The following is a 17,717-nucleotide window of genomic DNA, read 5'->3' on the forward strand; positions in this document are numbered from 1 at the left end:
CCGGGTGGGACGGGCGCGCGTCGTTCCCGGTCCCGTCACGCACCGGGGGCGTCGCCGCCACCGCCGTCGCTGCACACCTCGGGTGCCGGTCGTACGCCCGACGGGCGTCACATCACGTGGCAGGGACCGTCACCGGCCGGGGCGCTGCGAGCAGCGCTCCGCTGAACAGCCCGCCCAGCGTCCGGGCGCCGGCGACCGCCCACGCGGTCACCAGCAGCACGTAGAGCGCCACGGAGAGCCAGGTGAACGCGTCCAGCCCGGTGTGCCGGGCCAGCCCCGCCGCGCCGGTGACACACGTGCCGACCGGGAAGGTGAACCCCCACCACGTCATCGTGAAGCCCATGCCGCGCCGCATCGCGCGCACCACCAGCGCGACGGACAGGGCCAGCCACAGCAGGGCGAACCCCATGACGGGCACCCCGTACAGGACCGCGAACGCGCCGAAGGCCGAGGCGTACGGCGCGGCGATCGCGCCCGGCGCGACATCGGCCAGCTGGTTGACGGCGGTCGTGGACTGGCCGAGCGGCCCGAGCACCAGGAACAGCGTCGGTGTCAGGGCGAGCGCGGGCGGGCCCTGGTGGACCAGTCGCGCGAAGACCAGGGGAAGGACCACCAGGGTAGCCAGCAGGGACAGCCCGAACATCGCGTAGCAGGCCAGCAGGAGCGCCTCCCGCGCCTGGCCGGGGGCCAGCTCGGGCACCAGCAGCGGCCCGACCGCGGCCGAGACCATCGGGGCCACCAGAGGCAGCAGCCAGACCGGCGACGCGGTGCCCGGAGCGGGACGGTGGCGTACGACCATGAGGTACGGAATCACCACGGCGGCGACGAGGCCCGCGACCGTGCCCGCCGTGAACAGCAGCACGTCCACGGCGAGGGCGGCGGGATGCCCGATGACGTCCTGGCCCACCACGAGGGTGCCCGCGCCGACGGCGAGCAGCGCCATGGACATACAGCCGTGGAACGGGGCGACGGCGGGATCCAGGAGATGGGCGCGGGCCTGGTCCCGGTGCAGGATCCAGTGCCCGGCACGGGCGGCCAGCACGGAGACCAGCGCCACGGCGGACAGGGCCCACGCCACGACGCAGGCGGTCCGCAGACCCGGCACGTCCACGGGCAGCGAGGCGCCCGCCGTCGAGACGATGGCGGTTCCCATCACCGTCGCGTACCAGTTGGGGCCGAGGTGCCGCAGGGCCGGGAGCCGGGGGGCGAGGGGGCGGGAGACGGGAGTCCCCGTCGTGGTCTGCGGAAAGATGGCCATGCCACGATTCTCGCCGGGCGGACCCCGGCCCACCAGGGAGCCCGGGGCTATGAGGTCATAGGCTGGGCTTATGTCCAGTGCTCCGCCCACGCCCTCCTCCCTGCCCCACCGGGTCCCCGACCTGGGAGCCATGGTGCTGCTGCTCGCCGTCGCCCGGCACGGGAGCCTGGGCAGGGCGGCACGGGACGTCGGCATCAGCCAGCCCGCCGCCTCCGGCCGCATCCGGTCGATGGAGCGGCAACTCGGCGTCGCGCTCCTGGACCGCTCGCCGCGCGGCTCCCGGCTGACCGACGCGGGCGCCCTCGTCACCGACTGGGCGCGCAGGGTCGTCGAGGCGGCCGAGGCGTTCGACGCGGGAGCCCAGGCGCTGCGGGACCGGCGCGACTCCCGGCTGCGGGTCGCGGCGAGCATGACCATCGCGGAGTACCTGCTGCCCGGCTGGCTGATCGCGCTGCGGGCCGAACGGCCGGACACCGCGGTGTCCCTCCTCGCGGGCAACTCCGCCGCGGTCGCCCTGCGGCTGCTGGCCGGTGAGGCGGATCTGGGCTTCGTCGAGGGGCTCTCGATACCGGAAGGGCTCGACGGCACCGTCATCGCGCACGACCGGCTCGTCGTCGTGGTCGCACCCTCCCACCCGTGGGCGGGCCGCGAGCGGCTGACGCCGGGGGAGCTCGCCGCGACGCCCCTGATCCTGCGTGAACACGGGTCCGGCACCCGCCAGGTCCTGGACGCCGCCCTCGCCGTGCACGGCGGGCTGGCGCGCCCCCTGCTCGAACTCTCCTCCACCACCGCCGTGAAGGGGGCGGCGGAGAGCGGGGCGGGCCCCTGCGTGCTGAGCGAGCTGGCCCTGGGCGAGGAGCTCTCGGCACGGCGCCTGGTCAAGGTCCCGGTCGAGGGCGTCCGGCTGCGCCGCCAGCTGCGCGCGGTCTGGCCCGCCGGCCACCGGCCCACCGGACCGGCCCGCGATCTGCTCTCCCTGACCGCCCGTGAGGCGCGGGGGCGCTGACGCCCCCGGGCACGGGATCCCGCTCGCCGGGTGCCGTGCCTCAGGCGGAGGGTACGGCCGCCCCCGCCCGGGCCGCCGCGACCAGGGCCCGCATGATCCGCAGGTCGTCACCCATCTCCGGGTGCCACTGCACGCCCAGCACCCACTGCGCGCCCGGAAGTTCGACCGCCTCGACCGTGCCGTCCGCCGCGTGCGCGGAGGCCACCAGACCCGGTGCGAGCCGGTCCACGGCCTGGTGGTGGTACGTGGGTACGGACGCCTCCTCGGACACGAGTGAGGCGTACAGGGTGCCGGGGACCGGGGTCACCGTGTGCTCGCCGAGGACGCCGGCCTTGCCGAACGGGCCCGCGTGGCCGTCCAGATGCTGGGTCAGTGTGCCGCCGAGTGCCACGTTGAGCAGCTGCATGCCCCGGCAGATCCCGAGCACCGGAGTGCCGGCCTCCCGCGCCGCGCGGAACAGGGCCACCTCCCAGGTGTCGCGCTCATGGGCCGGCGGGCCCGTCCTGAAGTCGCGCTCCGCGCCGTACAGTCCGGGGTCGACGTCGGCGCCGCCCGCGATCACGAGGCCGTCCACCCGGGAAAGCACGGCCGCCGCCTTCGCCGGGTCGTCCGGCGGCAGCAGTGCGGCGAGTCCGCCGGAACGCTGGACCAGCGCGGGGTAGGCGGCGGGAAGCACCGCCGCGGGGAGTTCCCAGACGCCCCAGCGAGCCGCCGGCTCCAGATAGGTCGTGACGCCGATGAGCGGTTCGTGCATGGTGCGGTCCCTCCGGCGGCCGGTCTGCCGGCCGGCCCGGTGCAATGGTGTCGCGTCATACCTTTGTTCGTACGGGGCCGTCACGCAAGAGCAGTGATCCGGAAGGGCGGGTTCAAGCCAGGAAGCCGCGGAGCAGTGCGGCGGTCCCCGCGCAGTGCTCACGCATCACCGCCCGCGCGCCCGCCTCGTCACCGTCGAGCACCGCGGCGACGAGGGCCGTGTGCTGATGCTGCGAATGTTCGAGATTCCGTACCAGGAGGGGGATGCAGCCCAGCAGGCCGTTGACGCTCGCCCTCACGGCCGCGTACCGGGCGGCCAGGGAGGGGGAGCCGGAGAGCTCGGCCAGCGTCAGATGGAAAAGGGTGTCGATCCTGCGGTAGTCGGGCAGAGGTGCCTCGTGTGTCGCCGCCAGAGCCGTACGCAGCCGGCCCGCCCCCTCCTCGTCGAGGCCGCGCGCCGCGCAGAGCCCGGCCGCCCCCGACTCCAGGACCTCGCGGAAGAGCAGGACGTCCTCGAGGTCGACGTCCGCCACCCGGCGGCGCAGCTCGTCGCCGTCGGCCGGGCCGGTGCGGGGGAGCACGAACGTACCGCCGTACCGGCCGCGCCGGGCCTCGACCAGACCCTGGTCCTGAAGGACCCTCAGGACCTCGCGCAGGGTGACGCGGCTGATTCCGAGAAGTCCGGCCAGCTCGCGCTCGGCCGGCAGCCGCCCGCCGCCGGGCACCAGGCCGAGCCGGACCACCTGGAGGATCTGCTCCAGCGCCTCCTCGAACCCGTTGCCCGCGCGGACCGGCCGCAGTGCGGGCAGCGGCCCGCCGGAGGACGCGGGCTGCCCTGACTCTTCCGCCACGTCCTGATTCCCTTCCCCCCAATGGTTTTCTCCCATACCTTAAGCCTTCCGGCTGACCGAACGAGGAGTATCCCGTGGCAGACCGAACACCCCCGCTGGGGACCGACGAGCTGCGCGTGCTCGTCGAGCGCGGTGAGATCGACACCGTGGTCCTCGCCTTCACCGACATGCAGGGCAGGCTGCAGGGCAAACGGTTCGCGGCGTCGTTCTTCCTCGACGAGGTGCTGGAGCACGGCACGGAGGGCTGCAACTACCTGCTCGCCGTCGACACGGACATGAACACCGTCGACGGGTTCGCCATGTCCTCCTGGTCCAACGGCTACGGCGACTTCGCGATGCGCCCCGACCTCACGACCCTGCGCCTGATCCCCTGGCACGAGGGGACCGCCCTGGTCATGGCCGACCTCGCCTGGGACGACGGCTCGCCGGTCGCCGCCGCCCCCCGTCAGATCCTCCGGCGGCAGCTGGAGCGGCTCGCCGCACACGGACTGACCGCCCACGTCGGCACGGAACTCGAGTTCATCGTCTTCAAGGACACCTACGAGGAGGCGTGGGACCGCGACTACCGCGGCCTCACCCCGGCGAACCAGTACAACATCGACTACTCGGTCCTCGGCACCGGCCGCGTCGAACCGCTGCTGCGCCGCATCCGCAACGAGATGGCGGCCGCCGGACTGAGCGTCGAGTCCGCCAAGGGCGAGTGCAACCCCGGCCAGCACGAGATCGTCTTCCGCTACGACGAGGCCCTCGTCACCTGCGACCAGCACGCCGTCTACAAGACGGGCTCCAAGGAGATCGCCGCCCAGGAAGGCGTCTCGCTCACCTTCATGGCCAAGTTCAACGAGCGCGAGGGCAACTCCTGCCACATCCACCTCTCGCTCCAGAACACCGCGGGACAGAGCGTCATGGCGGGTGAGGACGGCACGATGTCGCCCGTGATGCGGCACTTCCTCGCCGGTCAGCTCGCCGCCCTGCGCGACTTCTCCCTGCTGTACGCGCCGAACATCAACTCCTACAAACGGTTCCAGCCCGGTTCCTTCGCCCCGACCGCCGTCGCCTGGGGCCACGACAACCGCACCTGCGCCCTGCGCGTCGTCGGCCACGGCCGCTCGATGCGCTTCGAGAACCGGCTGCCCGGCGGTGACGTCAACCCGTACCTCGCCGTCGCAGGCCTCGTCGCCGCAGGGCTCCACGGCATCGAGAGCGGACTGGAGCTCCCCGACGCCTGCGAGGGAAACGCCTACACCGCCGGATACGACCAGGTCCCGGCCACGCTCCGCGAGGCCGCAGCCCTCTGGGAGGACAGCGAGGTGGCCCGCGAGGCCTTCGGCGACGACGTCGTCGCGCACTACCGCAACATGGCGCGCGTCGAACTGGAGGCCTTCGACGCAGCGGTGACCGACTGGGAGCTCCGCCGCTCCTTCGAACGTCTGTGAGGCAGCCCGTGAACCACGAACACCGCGTCCTGAACCCGGCGACCGAGGAACTCGTCGCCACCGTCCCCGCCACCACCGTCGCCGAGGTGGACACCGCCGTCACCCGCGCCGCGACCGCCCAGCGCACCTGGGCCGCCCTGGCGCCCGCCGACCGCGCCAGGCTGCTGCGCCGCTTCGCCGTCCTCGTCGACGAACACGCCGAGGAACTGGCCCGCCTGGAGGTCACCGAAGCCGGCCACACCCTGGGCAACGCGCGCTGGGAGGCCGCCAACGTCCGGGACCTGCTGGACTACGCCGCCGGGGGAGTGGAACGCCTGACGGGCCGCCAGATCCCCGTACCCGGCGGCATCGACCTCACGTTCCTCGAACCACTGGGCGTCGTCGGGGTGATCGCACCCTGGAACTTCCCCATGCCGATCGCCGCCTGGGGCACCGCTCCCGCCCTCGCCGCCGGCAACGCCGTCCTCCTCAAGCCGGCCGAGACCACCCCGCTCACCGCTCTCCGGCTGGCCCGGATCGCTCTCGACGCCGGCCTCCCCGAACACCTCTTCCAGGTGCTGCCCGGCGCGGGGGACGTGGCGGGCGACGCCCTCGTCGAACACCCGGGGGTGTCCAAGATCGTCTTCACCGGGTCGGCCCGCGTCGGCAAGCAGATCATGGCCCGATGCGCGGCCCGGGTGAAGCGGCTGACCCTCGAACTCGGCGGCAAGAGCCCCAACATCGTCTTCGCCGACGCCGACATCGAGGCCGCAGCGGCCGCCGCGCCCATGTCCTTCCTGGACAACGCGGGACAGGACTGCTGCGCCCGCACCCGCATCCTGGTCCAGCGGTCCGCGTACGACCGCTTCCTGGAGGTCCTCGGCCCGGCCGTCGCGTCCGTCGTCGTGGGGGACCCGTCGGACGAGAAGACACAGATGGGCCCGCTGATCTCCCGGACCCAACTGGAGCGCGTCCGCGCCTACGTACCCCGGGACGCGGACGGCATCCGGGGCAGCGCGCCCACCGGCCCCGGCTTCTGGTTCCCCCCGACCGTCCTCACCAAGATCGCCCCCGGCGCCCCCGTGGCCACCGAGGAGGTCTTCGGCCCGGTCGCCGTCGTCCTGCCCTTCGAGGACGAGGACGAGGACGACGCGGTCCGGCTGGCGAACGCCACCGAACACGGTCTGGCCGGCTCCATCTGGACCCGCGACGTGGGCCGCGCCCTGCGGGTCTCCCAGGCCGTCCGGGCCGGGAACCTGTCCGTCAACTCCCACTCCGCCGTCCGCTACTGGACCCCGTTCGGCGGCTACAAGCAGTCCGGACTCGGCCGCGAACTGGGGCCCGACGCTCTCGCGGCCTTCACCGAGACCAAGAACGTCTTCATCGGCACGGAGGGCTGACCACACATGAGCACCGACCAGGGGAACATCTGCCGCCGCCTGACCGGCCGCACCGCCGTCATCACCGGGGCGGGCAGCGGCATCGGCCTCGCCACCGCCCGCCGGCTGGCCTCGGAAGGGGCGCACGTCGTCTGCGGAGACATCGACGAGAGCGCGGGCAAGGCCGCCGCGAAGGAGGCGGGAGGCACCTTCGTACGTGTCGACGTCACCGACCCCGGCCAGGTCGAGGCGCTCTTCGCCGCGGCGGACGACACCTACGGCTCCGTCGACATCGCCTTCAACAACGCGGGCATCTCGCCGCCCGAGGACGACTCCATCCTCACCACAGGTCTGGAGGCCTGGAAACGCGTCCAGGACGTCAACCTCACCTCCGTCTACCTCTGCTGCAAGGCCGCCCTCCCCTACATGAGGCGCCAGGGCCGCGGCTCCATCATCAACACCGCGTCCTTCGTGGCCCGGATGGGGGCGGCGACCTCCCAGATCTCGTACACCGCGTCCAAGGGCGGCGTCCTCGCCCTGTCCCGCGAACTCGGGGTGCAGTTCGCCCGCGAGGGGATCCGGGTCAACGCCCTGTGCCCCGGCCCGGTCAACACCCCCCTGCTCCAGGAGCTGTTCGCCACCGACCCGGAGCGTGCCGCCCGCAGGCTCGTCCACATCCCGCTCGGCCGGTTCGCCGAGGCCACGGAGATCGCGGCGGCCGTCGCCTTCCTGGCGAGCGACGACTCCTCGTTCGTCAACGCCACCGACTTCCTCGTCGACGGCGGGATCTCGGGGGCGTACGTGACCCCGCTCGACTGACGTCTCCAGGGCGGCGGCACGAGCAAGGCGATCCGCCCGGCTACCCGGACACGAACGTGCCCGGCACCGGGCGACGGTGGGACCGCACGGCCTGGACCGGGAGCTTCTGCTGCGACGGCTACAGGAACGTGCGGCCCTCACCGCGGTACGTCGGCACGGTGGCCGTGATCCGGTCGCCCTCGATCAGCCGCAGTTCGTCGAAGCGCTCGCACAGCTCGCCCGCCTTGGCGTGCCGGAACCACACCTTGTCACCGATCAGCAGGTCGTCCGCCGGTGCGCCGAGCAGCGGGGTCTGGACCTCGCCCGGGCCCTCCTGCGGGTCGTAGCGCAGACCCTCGGGCAGATACGGCACCGGCAGCCGGTCCGCGCCCGCCGCCCCGGACGCCGGGTAGCCGCCGCCGAGCACCGTCACCACGCCCACGCCGGGCCGCCGCACCACGGGCTGCGCGAACAGGGCCGCCGGACGCCCCCTGAACGACGTGTAGTTGTCGAACAGCCTCGGTACGTAGAGACCGGAACCCGCCGCGATCTCCGTCACCGCCGACTCGGCGGCGGTGTGCTGCACGCTGCCGGTGCCGCCGCCGTTCACGAACTCCAGGCCGGGTGCCACCGCGCGGACCGCCCGCACGACCTCCGCGCGGCGGGCCGCCAGTTCCCTGCGGGCCGCCGCCTGCATCAGCCGGACCGCGCGCGAACGCAGCGGCCGGCCGGCGATCGAGTCGCCCACCCCGGCGACATGACCCTCGTACGCCATCAGGCCCACCAGCCGGAAGCCCGGCCTGCGGTCCACCGAGCGGGCCAGCTCGGCGAGTTGGGCGGGGGAGCGGAGAGGGGAACGCAGAGCGCCGATCCTGACCCGGCCACCGAGCAGCCGCAGCGAGGTGTCCAGCTCCAGGCAGACCCTGATCTCCTCGGTGCCGCCCGCCCGCGCCGCGTCGATCAGCTCCAGCTGCGCGGGGTCGTCCACCATCACCGTCACGGCCGCCGCGAGCTTCGGGTCGGCCGCCAGTCCGGCGTACGCGGACCGGTCGGCCGACGGGTAGGCCAGCAGTACGTCGTCGAAGCCGGCGCGGGCCAGCCACAGCGACTCCGCGAGCGTGAACGACATGATCCCCGCGAAGCCGGGACGCGCGAGCACCCGCTCCAGAAGGGCCCGGCAGCGTACCGACTTGCTCGCCACCCTGATGGGCTTCCCGGCCGCCCGGCGCACCAGGTCGTCGGCGTTGGCGTCGAAGGCGTCGAGGTCGACGACGGCCACCGGGGCGTCGAGATGGGCGGTGGCACGGTTGTAACGGCTCCGGTCAGCGGTGCGGGCAGTCATGGCCCGCAGCTTGCCAGACGGCCGTACCACTGGGTAGGGGACGTTCGGTGCAGATCGTCCCGCACGCCCCTGTCCCGTTCCCACGGGGTGGCGCCCACCCCGTAGAGTGACCGTCACACGATCGACCGACGGGCCCGTGCGCAACGGCGGTCCGTGGGCGGTGCGGGGACGTGGACCAGGGGGACGGATGAGTACCGAGGCGCAGCGCGCTCCAGTGCCGCCCCGCCCGGCCACCCCTCCGCCCATACCCGGCACCGCGGCCGTGCCGCCGGTCCCTCCGGAGCCCGCACCGCCGGCTCCCGGCAGCAGCACGCCTGCGCCCCCCGCACCCCCGGCCCCGCGTGCCGAGCCGGTGCGCCCGGCCCCGCCCGCCGGACCCGTGCCGCCCGCGCCCGTGCCGCCGGTGGAGACCACCGCCCGGCTCCGCCCCGTGCCGCCCGCCCCGCCCGGCCCACCGCCACCGCCCCCCGCCACCAGGCGCAGGCCCGTCGGCGCCGTGGACCTCACGCCGCGCCCCGGCGCCGCCCCGGCCCCGCCCGGCGCCTACTACGCGTACGCCGAGACGCCCGCCGAGACCACCACCCGGCTCCGCCCTGTCAAGGCCAGGAGCCGCGTCAGGACCGCGGCCGCCGCGATCTGCGCCGTGCTCGGCCTCGGGCTCATCGGCGGCGCCATCACCGGCAGTTGGCTCACCGGCGACTCCGCCGCCGAGCCCGGCGTCGCGAGCGCGTACTCCGTGGGCCGCTCGGTCTGGCACAGTGTGCCCGTCGAAACCCTCTTCCCGGCCACCCTCAAGGGCGACGGCGCGGGCCCCGGAGCGACCGACCGCGTCTGGACGAGGGTCGCCGTCGCGAGCGACAGCGGCTGCGGGGCGGGCCTGGACCCGCTGCTGCTCACGACGCTCCGCCCCGTCGGCTGCGAACGCCTGGTGCGCGCCACCTACACCGACGCCACGCGCAGCAGCGTCACCACCGTCGGCATGGTCTTCACCGAGGGCGACGCCGACGCCATGGGCGCGCTCGACATCCGGTTCACCACACAGCGCCTCGCCGACCGCGCCGACCTGATGCCCCGTACCTACCCGGTCAAGGGCACCGTCGCCGCGGGCTTCGGTGACCGGCAGCGTGCCAGCTGGACCGTCCATGTCCTGACTGAGCTGCCCGTCGTGGTGTTCGCCGTCTCCGGCTTCGCCGACGGCCGGGCGGTCGCCGAGCCGCAGCCCGCCGAGGCGGCCATGGCCGCCGACGCCACGACCGCCCCGGCCCAGGCAGGGCTCGGCCACGAGGCGAAGGGCGTCGCCGACCGGGTCGAGCGCACCCTGCGCAGGACCGTCACCGACCTCACGGAGCAGCCGGAATGACCCGCCCCCGCCGGCTGCGGGCGCTCGCCGCCGTGGCCACCGCCACCGCCTTCGCGCTGCTGCCCGCCGTACCCGCCCAGGCGGACGCCATCCGCGACCAGCAGTGGGGCCTGGAAGCCCTCCACGCCCGGACGGCCTGGGAGACCACCAAGGGCGAGGGCGTCACGGTTGCGGTCCTGGACACCGGGGTCGACGAGGACCACCCCGACCTCGCCGGGCAGGTACTCCCGGGCAAGGACCTCATCGGCTTCGGGGCCGGACGGGGCGACCGCTCCTGGGCTCTGCACGGCACCGCCATGGCCGGCATCATCGCGGGCCGCGGAAACGGCCCCGGCCGGGAGGACGGCGTCCTCGGCATCGCCCCGGAGGCGAAGATCCTTCCCGTACGCGTGATCCTCGAGTCCGGCGACCCGTCGCGCGCCAAGGCCCGCGAGTCGCGCGGGACCGCGCTCGCCGACGGCATCCGCTGGGCGGCCGACCACGGCGCCGACGTCATCAACCTCTCCCTCGGCGACGACAGCGAGTCGGCCCACCCCGAGCCCGGCGAGGACGCCGCCGTGCAGTACGCCCTCGGCAAGGGCGTCGCCATCGTCGCCTCCGCGGGCAACAGCGGGGAGAAGGGCGACCGGATCTCCTACCCCGCCGCCTATCCCGGTGTGATCGCCGCAGCGGCCGTGGACGAGTACGGCACGCACGCCGCGTTCTCCACCCGCCGCTGGTACGCCACCGTCAGCGCGCCCGGCGTCGACATCGTCGTGGCCAACCCCGACCGGCACTACTACATCGAGTGGGGCACGTCCGCCGCGTCCGCGTTCGTCTCCGGGGCCGTGGCCCTCGTACGCGCCGCGCACCCGGGCCTCTCGCCGGCACAGATCAAGACCCTGATCACCGACACCGCGGGCAACGCGCCCTCCGGGGGCCGCGACGACGCCAGGGGCTACGGCATGGTCGATCCCGCCGCGGCGATCAAGGCGGGGGCGAAGCTGCGCCCCGACGGGCTGGGCGCCCGGTCCGCGAAGGCCGGCTACCGCAAGGAGTACTTCGGCTCCGGGCCCGCCCCGCAGGGAGGTGACCGGGACCCCGCCGGCTGGCTGGCCCCGGCGGCGGGCGGTCTCGGAGCCGTGCTCCTCGCCCTGGCCGTCGTGCTGTGGCGCGGCAGGGGGGCCGGCGGCGGGGCCGCCCCGCCCGGACACAACCCGTTCCCCACCCACCCCGTCCGCTGAGCGAACAGCGAATCTGCCTCACCCGGATCCGCTCGCCGCACCGGCCACGCCCACCGCCGTCCTCGCGACGGACTCCACCAGATCGATGCCCCCCTCCTTCGTGGCGTGCCCGCGCGACAGCACCGCCACCAGCAGGGTGTGCCCGCCGCTCGTCACCCGTCCGATGCTGTTGACGTCCCACAGCCCGGTCGTCGTCCTGGGCATCCAGCCGTTCTTCAGCACCGCGTCCGTGCCCGCAGCGGAGACCCCCCACCGCTGGTCCGCCTCGACCTGCCCCATCAGCTCCGTGATGTACGCCCGCGAGGCCGCCGACAGCTCCGAATCCGTCCCGGAGACCGCCTCCAGCAGCCGCACCTGGTCGGCCGCCGTCGTCTGGGTCAGACCCCATGCGTGGGCCGCCCGTGTCCCGGTCAGTCCCAGCCGCCCGTTGGCCGCGTCGAGGGCCTCCTCCCCGCCGAGCACCTTGAGCAGCTCGGTGGCCGAGGTGTTGTCGCTGCGCCTGATCATGGCTTCCGCGTACGCCTGTTCGGCGCCGTTCAGCTCCCGGTCCTCGTCCTGCGCCTTCAGGAGCAGCGCCGCCAGGATGTCGACCTTCACGATGCTCGCGGCGTCGTACGCCCCGTCCCCGTACGCGGCACGGGCGCCGCTCTCCGTGTCCAGCACGGCCACCGACACATCGGCGCCGTCCGCCGAGGACGCCAGCGCCTCGGCCAGCTCCGCGTCGAGATCCACCTCGGGCTCCTCGCTCCGGCCCGCCGTGGCCGACGGGCTCGAGGCGGACGATACGGCGGTCACGGCCGCGTGCGCGTCATCCGGCGAGCGGGCCACGAGGTACGCGCCTCCCGCGGCGGAACCGGCCAGCAGCAGGACGGCGGCGGTCACGAGGCCGGACAGCGCGGGCCTGCGCGTTCTGTGACGGGGCATGGCCCGGACGCTAGGCAGCCCGGCTGGCAGCGGCCTGTGCCCGACCTGTCGCCCAGGTGAGAGACCCCACCCACTACGCTCGTCCTGTGGCGCTCAAGAACATCCCGGACCCCGGCTTCTCCGACGACGACGGCACTGCCTCGCCCGAACTGACGGCGGCCCTCGCGGCGTGGGCCGACGACAGGACGGCGGTCGGCCCGGTCCTCGCGGCGCTCCGCGACGCCCGGCTGCTGGTACCGGTCGTCGCCGTGCTCGGCGAGGTCGAGGAGGACGAGAACGGCCTGCGCCGCGAGAAGACCAGCGACATGGCCGTGCCGACCCTGCAGGCCGGGGACCGGCGCGCCCTGCCCGCCTTCACCTCCACCGCCTCGCTGGCCCGCTGGGACCCGCAGGCGCGCCCCGTCGCCGTACCCCTGCACCAGGCGCTGCAGGCGGCCGCGCACGAGAAGGCGGACACGGTGGTGCTCGACCTCGCGGGGCCCATCGCCTTCGAGCTGACCGGCCCGGCGCTGCTCGCCCTGGCGGAGAACCGCACCAGCACGGACCCGCTCGACGACCCGGCGGTCGTCGCCGCGGTGCGGGACGCGGTCGCCGCCGAGCCCGCGGTGATCCGTGCCCACCTGGGCCCCGGGCAGGCCGATGGCACGCTGGCCCTGGTCCTCTCCCCGGACGCCGTGGTCGGCGACGCCGCCCGACGGGTCGCGGACGCGCTGTCCGCCAGCGAGGTGCTGCGCGCCCGGCTGGTGCGCGGAATCGACCTGGCGCTGCTGCCGGCCGACGCCGTGGCCCCGGGCGAGCCGCTGTTCAGCCGCTGACGCACGCGAGCCCGCCGCCCGGTACGGGCGGCGGGCTCGCGTGCGTGCGGAGGAACTAGCCGTAGACGGGACCGGTGTACTTCTCGCCCGGGCCCTGGCCCGGCTCGTCCGGCACGAGCGAGGCCTCACGGAAGGCCAGCTGGAGCGACTTCAGGCCGTCGCGCAGCGGCGAGGCGTGGAAGGTGCTGATCTCGGTGGCGCTCGCGTCGAGCAGCCCGGCCAGCGCCTGGACCAGCTTGCGCGCCTCGTCCAGGTCCTTGTGCTGCTCGCCCTCCTCGGTCAGGCCGAGCTTCACGGCTGCCGCGCTCATCAGATTGACGGCGACGGTCACGATCACCTCGACCGCGGGAACCTCCGCGATGTCGCGGGCCATGTCGTCGAAGCCGGGGTTCTCGGTGCTGGGGGTGGTCGCGTCGCTCATGCCCCACACGATAAGGCCACGCCCACGCGGCTCCTCCTGCGGGAGCCGTCCCGGCAGCCGGTTCGCCGTACCCCGGGGGAGCTGCTAACCTTGTGTAACGACCGGCCGGACACCTATGTGCTCGGCCCACAAGTGGAGGCTCCGATCTCCCACCTGACCGTCCTCAGGGACGGCGGGTCACCGGTCAGGTGGCAGCCATCGTTCCGTACGGACGATGGGGCCGCCCGATTGCGCCCCGCGGTTGCACGCGGCGGTGTTCCGGTAGTTCCAGGAGCCCCGCCTGTGTCCCGTCCGGGGCGTTTCTGTTTCCCGGCTCGGTTGGTCATACATAAGACGTTACGCGGCTGTCCGCCAGGCGGTCGCGTGGTGCTACCGAGGAGGATCCATCAGCGCCGAGCCCCGCATCAACGACCGGATTCGCGTTCCCGAGGTGCGACTTGTCGGTCCCAGCGGCGAGCAGGTCGGGATTGTTCCGCTTGCCAAGGCCCTGGAGCTCGCACAGGAGTACGACCTCGACCTGGTCGAGGTGGCGGCGACAGCCCGTCCCCCCGTGTGCAAGCTCATGGACTACGGGAAGTTCAAGTACGAGTCGGCCATGAAGGCCCGTGAGGCGCGCAAGAACCAGGCGCACACGGTCATCAAGGAAATGAAGCTCCGGCCGAAGATCGACCCGCACGACTACGACACCAAGAAGGGTCACGTCGTCCGGTTCCTCAAGCAGGGGGACAAGGTCAAGATCACGATCATGTTCCGTGGTCGTGAGCAGTCCCGCCCCGAGCTGGGCTTCCGGCTGCTCCAGCGTCTCGCTTCGGACGTCGAGGACCTCGGGTTCATCGAGTCCAACCCGAAGCAGGACGGCCGGAACATGATCATGGTTCTGGGCCCGCACAAGAAGAAGACCGAAGCCATGGCCGAAGCCCGCGAGGCCCAGGCCGCCCGCAAGGCGGAGCGCCAGGGGACCACCCCCGACGCCGAGTCCGAGGGTGACACCGCTGAGGCCCCGGCCGCAGCGGCCGAGGCTCCGGCCGAGACACCTTCCGAGGCGTGACCTCCGGGGGCCGCCACCCAGGCGCCCCCGGGTCCCTCGGAAACCACCCAAAGATCTGACGCCCCTGCAGTCCGGTGCCCGCACCGAGAGGGGCGCCACTGACGAGGAGATAACGGCGCGATGCCGAAGAACAAGACGCACAGCGGTGCCAGCAAGCGCTTCAAGATCACGGGCTCCGGCAAGGTGCTGCGCGAGAAGGCCGGCAAGCGCCACCTGCTCGAGCACAAGTCCTCGAAGAAGACCCGCTCGCTGACCGGCACGGTCGTCGTGGCTCCGGCCGACGCCAAGAAGGTCAAGAAGCTTCTCGGCAAGTGAGGCGCCGCCTCCGGTGAACCCGGAGGCGCGACCTCGATCCGACCGGGACCAATTCGTTTCCGGGTCCGGTGAGTCCTCACTTCGACCACCTGACCCCGCTGCAAGGAGTTAAAAGTGGCACGCGTCAAGCGGGCGGTAAACGCCCACAAGAAGCGCCGGGCGATCCTCGAGGCCGCCAGCGGTTACCGCGGTCAGCGTTCGCGCCTGTACCGCAAGGCCAAGGAGCAGGTCACCCACTCCCTGGTCTACAACTACAACGACCGCAAGAAGCGCAAGGGCGACTTCCGTCAGCTCTGGATCCAGCGCATCAACGCGGCCGCCCGCCAGAACGGCATGACGTACAACCGCCTCATCCAGGGTCTGAAGGCCGCCAACATCGAGGTGGACCGCAAGATCCTGGCCGAGCTCGCGGTCAACGACGCCAACGCGTTCGCCGCCCTCGTCGAGGTCGCCCAGAAGGCCCTCCCGAGCGACGTCAACGCCCCGAAGGCCGCCTGATCCAGGCAGTACTTCCGTCGTTCCAGCGTTTCGAGCCGGACCCGCAGGCGCGCGCCGTCTGCGGGTCCGGTGCGTTGCAGCACGTGTCGCGTACGTAGTCAGCCGTACGCAGAGAAACGTACGCAGAGAAGCTGACCTACGCAGAGAGGCTCGCCGCCGACCATGGGCACCCCCGAACTGATCTCCGCGCGGTCACCGCGAATCGCCGCCGCACGCCGGCTGGTCAGGCGCAACTTCCGCGGCAAGGAGCGCAGGTTCATCGCCGAGGGGCCGCAGGCGGTGCGGGAGGCCGCCGCGCACCGGGGTACCGACGGCGAGCCCACGCTGACCGAGCTCTTCGCCACCGTCGAGGCGGCAGACCGGTACGCCGACATCATCGACGCAGCCCGCGGAGCCGGCGCCCGCGTCCACCTCGCGGACGGTGACGTGCTCGCCGAGGTCTCGCAGACCGTCACCCCGCAGGGGCTGATCGGAGTCTGCCGGTTCCTCGACTCGCCCTTCGAGGACATCCTCGCCGCGAAGCCCACCCTGGTCGCCGTCCTCGCCCACGTACGCGACCCCGGCAACGCCGGCACGGTGCTGCGCTGCGCGGACGCCGCCGGCGCGGACGCGGTGGTGCTCACCGACGCCTCCGTGGACCTCTACAACCCCAAGTCCGTCCGTGCCTCCGTCGGCTCCCTCTTCCATCTGCCGGTGGCCGTCGGGGTGCCCGTGGAGCAGGCCGTGCAAGGGCTCCGGGACGCCGGGGTGCGCATCCTGGCGGCCGACGGCGCGGGCGACGACCTCGACGACGAGCTCGACGCGGGCACCATGGGCGGGCCCACCGCCTGGGTGTTCGGCAACGAGGCGTGGGGCCTCCCCGAGGAGACCCGCGCCCTGGCCGACGCCGTGGTCCGGGTCCCGATCCACGGAAAGGCCGAAAGCCTCAACCTCGCCACCGCCGCCGCCGTCTGCCTCTACGCCTCCGCACGGGCCCAGCGCCCGCGGCGGGCACGCTGACCCCGGCCCGTCCCCACCGATCGATACGCGTCACTCCCCGCCGGGCCCGCCCCCAAGGGTGTCGCCCGCCCGCCAAGCCCTAGTAGGGTGACGAACTCGGGGGCCCACTGCACCGGTTCGAGAGGTGGGGTACGGGAGGATGGCTGTCGGCATGAGCAGGCCGCGAGCGACACACACGGCCGCCGTGCGCGCCCTCTCCGACGGGGCCGGCGAAAGCCAGGCCGTCGGGGCCCTCGCGACGGGCATCGACCCGGACGATCTGCCGGACGGGCTCGTCGTCGCCGACGAGACAGGCACGGTCGTCTGCTTCAACGCGGCCGCGGCCCGGATCACCGCCACCCCCGTGGCCGAGGCGCTCGGCCACCCCCTTGACCAGGCACTGCCCCTCGAAGACCTCAAGGGACGCCGCTGGTGGGCCCTGACCGACCCGTACGGCGGCCTCGCCACCCGGGTCGGCCAGCCCGAGCGGAATCTGCTGCTTCCCGGTGGCCGGGAGGTCCTGGTCTCCGCCCGGTACGTCCGAGAGACCCCGACCGGCCCGGTCCGCCGGCTCGTCGTGTCGCTGCGCGGCACCGAGGCGCGCCGGCGCACCGAGCTCAGTCACGCCGAGCTGATCGCCACCGTCGCCCATGAGCTGCGCTCCCCGCTGACCTCGGTCAAGGGGTTCACCGCCACGCTGCTGGCCAAGTGGGAGCGGTTCACCGACGACCAGAAGCGGCTGATGCTGGAGACCGTCGACGCCGATGCCAACCGGGTCACCCGGCTCATCGCCGAGCTGCTCGACATCTCCCGTATCGACTCCGGCCGGCTCGAGCTGCGCCGCCAGCCCGTCGACATCGCCGCGGCCGTAGAACGCCACATCCAGGCGCACACGGCGAACGGCCAGGCGCCCGACCGCTTCCTCGTCCACACCCGGCAGCCGCTGCCCGCGCTCTGGGCGGACCCCGACAAGGTCGACCAGGTCCTGGGCAACCTGCTGGAAAACGCGGTGCGGCACGGCGAGGGAACCGTCACTATCGATATCGCCCCCGCATCCGCACCGGGCCAGGACGACGAGAGTGGAACGGCGGTCACCGTGAGCGACGAAGGGCCCGGCATCCCCGAGGAGTCGATGGCCCGCGTCTTCACCCGCTTCTGGCGGGGGAGCAAGCGCGGCGGGACCGGCCTGGGCCTGTACATCGTCAAGGGCATCGTCGAGGCGCACGGCGGGACGATCACCGTCGCCCGGGCACCCGGCGGCGGCGCCCAGTTCCGATTTCTCCTGCCCGTGAGCATGCCGGCCTACATGAAATAAGGGGTTTCGCGCAGCGAA

At 73.3% G+C, this 17,717-nt stretch carries 18 protein-coding genes; 12 read left to right on the forward strand and 6 right to left on the reverse strand.

Annotated features, from left to right (window positions below):
* Positions 1-112: 112 nt before the first annotated feature.
* Positions 113-1,258, reverse strand: coding sequence for a TDT family transporter (locus AB0P41_RS10615; RefSeq protein WP_365931323.1), 1,146 nt, complete (start codon positions 1,256-1,258; stop codon positions 113-115).
* A gap of 70 nt (positions 1,259-1,328) precedes the next feature.
* On the opposite strand from AB0P41_RS10615, the gene AB0P41_RS10620 reads away from it, so the two are divergent.
* A complete protein-coding gene (locus AB0P41_RS10620) occupies positions 1,329-2,264 on the forward strand; it encodes a LysR family transcriptional regulator (protein ID WP_356716325.1) in 936 nt (311 codons plus the stop codon).
* 40 nt (positions 2,265-2,304) lie between these two features.
* Here the strand turns inward: AB0P41_RS10620 and AB0P41_RS10625 are convergent, their stop codons facing one another.
* Positions 2,305-3,018, reverse strand: coding sequence for a gamma-glutamyl-gamma-aminobutyrate hydrolase family protein (locus AB0P41_RS10625; protein WP_356716327.1), 714 nt, complete (start codon positions 3,016-3,018; stop codon positions 2,305-2,307).
* A gap of 112 nt (positions 3,019-3,130) precedes the next feature.
* Positions 3,131-3,868 carry an FCD domain-containing protein gene (locus AB0P41_RS10630; protein WP_365931325.1) on the reverse strand — a complete coding sequence of 246 codons (738 nt, stop codon included), beginning with the start codon at positions 3,866-3,868 and terminating at the stop codon, positions 3,131-3,133.
* Between the two features lie 74 nt (positions 3,869-3,942).
* Between AB0P41_RS10630 and AB0P41_RS10635 the strand changes: the two genes are divergently transcribed.
* The 3 genes from AB0P41_RS10635 to AB0P41_RS10645 are packed head-to-tail and all read left to right on the forward strand — an operon-like array spanning position 3,943 to position 7,481.
* Positions 3,943-5,304 (forward strand): glutamine synthetase family protein, encoded by a 1,362-nt coding sequence (locus tag AB0P41_RS10635; protein ID WP_365931327.1) that lies wholly within the window; start codon positions 3,943-3,945, stop codon positions 5,302-5,304.
* Between the two features lie 8 nt (positions 5,305-5,312).
* Positions 5,313-6,683 (forward strand): aldehyde dehydrogenase family protein, encoded by a 1,371-nt coding sequence (locus AB0P41_RS10640; protein WP_365931328.1) that lies wholly within the window; start codon positions 5,313-5,315, stop codon positions 6,681-6,683.
* 6 nt (positions 6,684-6,689) lie between these two features.
* Positions 6,690-7,481 (forward strand): 3-oxoacyl-ACP reductase, encoded by a 792-nt coding sequence (locus tag AB0P41_RS10645; RefSeq protein ID WP_356716335.1) that lies wholly within the window; start codon positions 6,690-6,692, stop codon positions 7,479-7,481.
* A gap of 118 nt (positions 7,482-7,599) precedes the next feature.
* On the opposite strand, the gene AB0P41_RS10650 is transcribed toward AB0P41_RS10645, so the two are convergent.
* Complete coding sequence (locus AB0P41_RS10650; protein ID WP_365931330.1) at positions 7,600-8,802, reverse strand: amino acid deaminase/aldolase; 1,203 nt, start codon at positions 8,800-8,802, stop codon at positions 7,600-7,602.
* Positions 8,803-9,298: 496 nt separating this feature from the next.
* On the opposite strand from AB0P41_RS10650, the gene AB0P41_RS10655 reads away from it, so the two are divergent.
* Together AB0P41_RS10655 and mycP are read left to right on the forward strand one after the other, a co-directional pair.
* Positions 9,299-10,162 (forward strand): hypothetical protein, encoded by an 864-nt coding sequence (locus AB0P41_RS10655; protein WP_356716402.1) that lies wholly within the window; start codon positions 9,299-9,301, stop codon positions 10,160-10,162.
* Positions 10,159-11,385 (forward strand): type VII secretion-associated serine protease mycosin, encoded by a 1,227-nt coding sequence (mycP, locus tag AB0P41_RS10660; protein ID WP_365931332.1) that lies wholly within the window; start codon positions 10,159-10,161, stop codon positions 11,383-11,385. The genes AB0P41_RS10655 and mycP overlap by 4 nt, the downstream gene beginning before the upstream one ends.
* Positions 11,386-11,403: 18 nt before the next feature.
* On the opposite strand, the gene AB0P41_RS10665 is transcribed toward mycP, so the two are convergent.
* Positions 11,404-12,309: a serine hydrolase gene (locus AB0P41_RS10665; protein WP_365931334.1), complete on the reverse strand. Its 906-nt coding sequence runs from the start codon at positions 12,307-12,309 to the stop codon at positions 11,404-11,406.
* An 86-nt stretch (positions 12,310-12,395) separates the two neighbouring features.
* Here AB0P41_RS10665 and AB0P41_RS10670 point away from each other — a divergent pair, with 86 nt between their 5' ends.
* Positions 12,396-13,124 (forward strand): SseB family protein, encoded by a 729-nt coding sequence (locus AB0P41_RS10670; protein WP_365931335.1) that lies wholly within the window; start codon positions 12,396-12,398, stop codon positions 13,122-13,124.
* Between the two features lie 55 nt (positions 13,125-13,179).
* Here AB0P41_RS10670 and AB0P41_RS10675 read toward each other — a convergent pair whose 3' ends face one another.
* Positions 13,180-13,545, reverse strand: coding sequence for a DUF1844 domain-containing protein (locus AB0P41_RS10675; RefSeq protein ID WP_031097477.1), 366 nt, complete (start codon positions 13,543-13,545; stop codon positions 13,180-13,182).
* 328 nt (positions 13,546-13,873) lie between these two features.
* Here AB0P41_RS10675 and infC point away from each other — a divergent pair, with 328 nt between their 5' ends.
* The 5 genes from infC (at position 13,874) to AB0P41_RS10700 (ending at position 17,699) form a co-directional block, all read left to right on the forward strand.
* Positions 13,874-14,593 (forward strand): translation initiation factor IF-3, encoded by a 720-nt coding sequence (gene infC / locus AB0P41_RS10680; protein ID WP_329238475.1) that lies wholly within the window; start codon positions 13,874-13,876, stop codon positions 14,591-14,593.
* Positions 14,594-14,713: 120 nt separating this feature from the next.
* On the forward strand, positions 14,714-14,908 hold the full coding sequence (gene rpmI / locus AB0P41_RS10685; RefSeq protein WP_099176763.1) for a 50S ribosomal protein L35: 195 nt from the start codon (positions 14,714-14,716) through the stop codon (positions 14,906-14,908).
* Positions 14,909-15,022: 114 nt separating this feature from the next.
* Positions 15,023-15,406 carry a 50S ribosomal protein L20 gene (rplT, locus tag AB0P41_RS10690; protein WP_003970214.1) on the forward strand — a complete coding sequence of 128 codons (384 nt, stop codon included), beginning with the start codon at positions 15,023-15,025 and terminating at the stop codon, positions 15,404-15,406.
* 162 nt (positions 15,407-15,568) lie between these two features.
* The gene (locus AB0P41_RS10695) at positions 15,569-16,405 is read left to right on the forward strand and encodes an RNA methyltransferase (RefSeq protein WP_365931337.1); all 837 of its coding nucleotides are present in this window, start codon (positions 15,569-15,571) and stop codon (positions 16,403-16,405) included.
* Positions 16,406-16,544: 139 nt separating this feature from the next.
* Entirely contained in the window at positions 16,545-17,699 is a 1,155-nt protein-coding gene (locus AB0P41_RS10700) for an ATP-binding protein (RefSeq protein ID WP_365931339.1), read from the forward strand.
* Positions 17,700-17,717: the final 18 nt, after the last annotated feature.

It is taken from the genome of Streptomyces sp. NPDC079167 (assembly GCF_040686735.1).
Taxonomy (GTDB): Bacteria; Actinomycetota; Actinomycetes; order Streptomycetales; family Streptomycetaceae; genus Streptomyces.

Bases quoted from the DNA above. Each gene is read 5' to 3' on its own strand.
- AB0P41_RS10615 (WP_365931323.1), bottom strand. From the start codon at position 1,258: ATGGCCATCTTTCCGCAGACCACGACGGGGACTCCCGTCTCCCGCCCC.
- AB0P41_RS10620 (WP_356716325.1), top strand. From the start codon at position 1,329: ATGTCCAGTGCTCCGCCCACGCCCTCCTCCCTGCCCCACCGGGTCCCC.
- AB0P41_RS10625 (WP_356716327.1), bottom strand. From the start codon at position 3,018: ATGCACGAACCGCTCATCGGCGTCACGACCTATCTGGAGCCGGCGGCT.
- AB0P41_RS10645 (WP_356716335.1), top strand. From the start codon at position 6,690: ATGAGCACCGACCAGGGGAACATCTGCCGCCGCCTGACCGGCCGCACC.
- AB0P41_RS10650 (WP_365931330.1), bottom strand. From the start codon at position 8,802: ATGACTGCCCGCACCGCTGACCGGAGCCGTTACAACCGTGCCACCGCC.
- mycP (WP_365931332.1), top strand. From the start codon at position 10,159: ATGACCCGCCCCCGCCGGCTGCGGGCGCTCGCCGCCGTGGCCACCGCC.
- AB0P41_RS10665 (WP_365931334.1), bottom strand. From the start codon at position 12,309: ATGCCCCGTCACAGAACGCGCAGGCCCGCGCTGTCCGGCCTCGTGACC.
- AB0P41_RS10675 (WP_031097477.1), bottom strand. From the start codon at position 13,545: ATGAGCGACGCGACCACCCCCAGCACCGAGAACCCCGGCTTCGACGAC.
- rpmI (WP_099176763.1), top strand. From the start codon at position 14,714: ATGCCGAAGAACAAGACGCACAGCGGTGCCAGCAAGCGCTTCAAGATC.
- AB0P41_RS10695 (WP_365931337.1), top strand. From the start codon at position 15,569: ATGGGCACCCCCGAACTGATCTCCGCGCGGTCACCGCGAATCGCCGCC.
- AB0P41_RS10700 (WP_365931339.1), top strand. From the start codon at position 16,545: ATGGCTGTCGGCATGAGCAGGCCGCGAGCGACACACACGGCCGCCGTG.